The 3,566-nt window shown below is 68.9% G+C and carries 4 protein-coding genes and 1 pseudogene; 3 read left to right on the top strand and 2 right to left on the bottom strand.

What is annotated here, in order from left to right:
- Positions 1-615, bottom strand: a 615-nt coding sequence (locus WA805_RS06930) for a TetR/AcrR family transcriptional regulator (RefSeq protein ID WP_425241921.1), incomplete at its 3' end; no start/stop codon positions are given.
- Between the two features lie 286 nt (positions 616-901).
- On the opposite strand from WA805_RS06930, the gene WA805_RS06925 reads away from it, so the two are divergent.
- The 3 genes and pseudogenes from WA805_RS06925 to WA805_RS06915 form a co-directional block, all read left to right on the top strand.
- Positions 902-1,189: a pyridoxamine 5'-phosphate oxidase family protein gene (locus WA805_RS06925; protein WP_422289275.1), complete on the top strand. Its 288-nt coding sequence runs from the start codon at positions 902-904 to the stop codon at positions 1,187-1,189.
- 143 nt (positions 1,190-1,332) lie between these two features.
- Positions 1,333-2,193, top strand: coding sequence for an alpha/beta hydrolase fold domain-containing protein (locus WA805_RS06920; protein WP_425241920.1), 861 nt, complete (start codon positions 1,333-1,335; stop codon positions 2,191-2,193).
- A 2-nt stretch (positions 2,194-2,195) separates the two neighbouring features.
- Positions 2,196-2,456, top strand: a pseudogene (locus tag WA805_RS06915) (PIG-L deacetylase family protein); the annotation flags it as partial.
- A gap of 617 nt (positions 2,457-3,073) precedes the next feature.
- Here WA805_RS06915 and WA805_RS06910 read toward each other — a convergent pair.
- Positions 3,074-3,566 (bottom strand): adenylate kinase family protein (locus WA805_RS06910; protein WP_425241919.1); only part of this gene is annotated, 493 nt, incomplete at its 5' end.

Below are 3,566 nucleotides of genomic sequence, written 5' to 3'. Positions count from 1 at the left end.
GTAGTCGGTCAGGGCCGGTTCCAGCAGGTCGAAGACCTGGTGGGCGGTGTCGGCCACGATGGCGGCGATCTCCTGGTTGTCCTTGTCCTCCAAGGTCAGGTCCATGATCTGCTGGAACAGGGTGCGGTGGGCGGCGGTGAGCAGGGCGGCCGCGGCCCGCGGCGTGAGGTCGCCGGGGGTGGCCGCGGTGTGGGCGGCGAGTACCTGGGCGAGGGCGTCCTCGCGCAGGTCGTGCAGTTCGCGGAGGCGGGCGGTGAGGGTAGGGCTGTCGGCGAGCATCCGGGCGAAGCCCGGGCCGGAGAAGCCGATCACGGCGTCGTGCCGCGCGACACCGGCCAGGAACTCCCGGCGCAGGGCGGCCAGCGCGGACTCGCCTACTGAGCGGGTGGCGACGGTGCGGGCCAAGCTCGCGGTGAAGGTCTCGTGGTAGTCGAGGGCGAGGTCTTCCTTGCGCGGGAAGTAGTTGGTGACGGTCATCTTGGCGACCTGGGCGGCGGTGGCGATCTGGGCGATGGTCACCGACTCGAAACCGTGCTCCATGAACAGCCGGGTCGCCGTGTCGGAGATCGCCTGACGGGTCTGCTGCTTCTTCAGCTCGCGAAGTCCCACGGTCATAGCGACCATCCTCTCATAGGACTGACCTAAGAACAGGATTGACATATATTTAGGTTAAACCTAAATTTAGTTCCGTCTCCAGCGAGAGGAGTGCGCATGAACTTGCGCATCACGCCATGCAAGAACCAGTTCCCACCCCTGGGAAGGCAGAGCCGCCCGACTCCCGGCCCGTCCCACTGAGAGTGCCCAGGTACGACAAGAGAGGGCGCTGACACATGCACATTCGGGCCACGCCCGAACAGATCGCCGCCGTCAGGGCTCAGACCGAAGCGAAAGGACCTCACTCTTGATCTTCACCCGAGCAGTGCTCGACTACCTGGCCACGCAGCACATCGGGCGGCTGGCCACCGTCTCGCCCGACGGGCAGGTACAGAACAACCCGACCAACCTCGTCGTCGACGCCGACGCCGGCACGATCGTCATCGGCGGGGGCGCGCTCGGCAGGTCAAAGAAGTTCCGGAACGTCCAGCGGGCAGCACGGTCGCGTTCGTCGTGGACGACCTGGCGACGGTCGACCCATGGGCGCCCCAGGGGCATCGAGATCCGAGGCGCCGCGGTGGCGCTGACCGATTAGGAACCGCCGCTGCCATCCCAGTCTCGAGAGATCATTCGGATCACCTCGATCAAGATCGTCTCTGGGGCTCGATGGACCGCGCGCGAGCCGTGCGGTGTGAAGTCCCGTGACGGCGGAGCTGTCCAGACTCGAGGGGAACATTCATGTATATCCGTGCCGCACCCGAAGAGATCAGTGCCGTCAAGGCTCAGCTCGAGCTGCTGGGGGCCGGCGTCCCCGACCTGCCGGTCGGCGCCGACCGCGGGTCCGCGCTCCCCCGTGGGAGCGGGGTGTCGGGCCAGTGGGTGAACGCCTCCGGGCGGTCGGCCACGGACGCGGGGGTCGTGTTGTACGTCCACGGCGGCGGCTTCGCGCACACCGAACCACGAGCCGAACGGCAGCTGGCCTATCACCTGTCCAAAGCGACAGGCCGGCCGGTCTTCGCCCTCGACTACCGGCTCGCCCCGGCACATCCCTACCCGGCTGCTCTGGACGATGTTCTGGCCGCCCACGACAGCTTGCTCGCCGGTGGGGCGGCGGAGGTCGTCCTGTTCGGCGAGTCCGCCGGCGGCACCCTGGTCCTGTCGGCGCTACTCGCGCTCAAGGCCGCGGACAAGCCGCTGCCCAGGACCGTCGCCGTGTCGCCGGTGACCGACCTGACCCTGTCCAGCCCGTCATTGAGTACCAACGACGGGCTGGACCTGATCAGCCGAGCCGTGCTGGAACAGGCTTGTACCCAGTACCTGGCGGGGGCGCGAGCCGATTGCGCGCCTCAGTCACCCCTGCACGGAGACCTGGCCTGGCTGCCCGACCTGCTGCTGGTGGCCGGGGCGGCGGAGGTCCTGGTCGACGACGCCCGGCGATTCGCCGCTGCTGTCGCCGCGGCAGGAACGGCCATTGAACTCGATGTCTACGAGGGCATGCCGCATGTCTTCCACCTGGCGACGCTGACCGGCACGCCGTCATCCACCACGACCACGTTCCTGCGCCGCCTGGCGGACTGGACCGAAAGGAGATCCGCGTGAACCTGCGCGTTACCCGAGAAGAATCGTTGCGACTGATAAGCGTGCACGCCCGCCCCGACGACGAATCGAGCAAGGGCGCCGCGACACTGGCCAAATACGCCGCCGAGGACGTGGACGTCCTCGTGGTTACCTGCACCGGCGGCGAGCGCGGCACCGTGCTCAACCCCGCCATGGACCGGCCCGAAGTGCGCGGCGACCTCGCCAGGATCCGCCGCGCGGAGATGACGGCCGCCTGCGACATCCTCGGCGTCCGCCAGCAGTTCTGTTCGTAGCGTTCCGGGGGAACGAGACGTATACCCACGGAAGGGATAGTGGTGACCGCCCTCAGGCTCACCCGCACCACGATCGGCCCAGCGGGTGCCGCGGATGTGCCCGCCCACGCGCCGCTTCTGCACGGACCGCAGGAGCGGCGGCGGCGCGGCCGGGCGCTGGCTTCCCGCCACGGGGGCGCGGGCATGAGCGCCTCCGGACAGCCCGCGCGTTACGAGATCCGCATCGACCTCGACAGCCATTGGGCCGCCTGGTTCGAGGGTCTCCACCTCAGCAATGACGGCACGCAAACGGTCATCTCCGGCCCGCTCGCCGATCAGCCCGCGCTGCACGGGCTGCTGGCCAAAATCCGCGACCTTGGGCTCTGCCTGATCTCTGTGCGCCGACTCGACTCCGGCGACGCCGGCGATGGAGCGCCACTAAGAGACCCAATCCGGATTCCCTCGCTCGGCCACCCTGAGCCACGATTTTCACGCTCCGGTGTCCACGATTCAGTGGGTCGTGAGCGGGTTCGTGCTGGCGCTGGGATGGTGATCCCGGTCAGCTGCTGGGCGATGGAGCGCTTCGGCGCCAAGCAGATGTGGATGTACTCGGCCAGGAACTGTGTCAGTCATAAATGCGCGCCTCCCGGCAGCGAGAGCCCAGACAGCCGGGACTGGATGTCGGCGGTGACGGAGTCGGGTGGCTGGTCGGCGTCGACCGCGACCAGGATGCCTCGTTCGGTGTAGTACGGGACGAGCAGGCCCGTCGTCTCGGCGAAGACCTGGAGCCGGTGCCGGATCACGTCGGCCTTGTCGTCGGAGCGTCCGCCCTGGCTGGCCCGGTCGAGCAGCCGCCGGGTGAGTACCGCCTCGGGCGCGTACAGGTAGATCGCCGCGTCCAGTGTGACGCCGAGCCGCGCGGCGAGTTCGACCGCGGCGGTGGCCTGCGGGAGGGTCCGCGGGAAGCCGTCCAGGATGTAGCCGCCCTCGGCGGCGGCCTCGACGACGGCCGGGGTCAGCACGTCGAGCACGATCTGGTCGGGGACCAGGTCACCGCGGGCCTGATAGGCCGTGATCTGCTGGCCGAGCGCGCCGCCCGCGCGGGCCTGCGCCCGCAGCAGG

This window comes from Trebonia sp., assembly GCF_049794275.1.
Lineage (GTDB): Bacteria > Actinomycetota > Actinomycetes > Streptosporangiales > Streptosporangiaceae > Trebonia.
This window is presented reverse-complemented; position numbering and strand designations above follow the sequence as displayed.

Bases quoted from the DNA above. Each gene is read 5' to 3' on its own strand.
- WA805_RS06920 (WP_425241920.1), top strand. From the start codon at position 1,333: ATGTATATCCGTGCCGCACCCGAAGAGATCAGTGCCGTCAAGGCTCAG.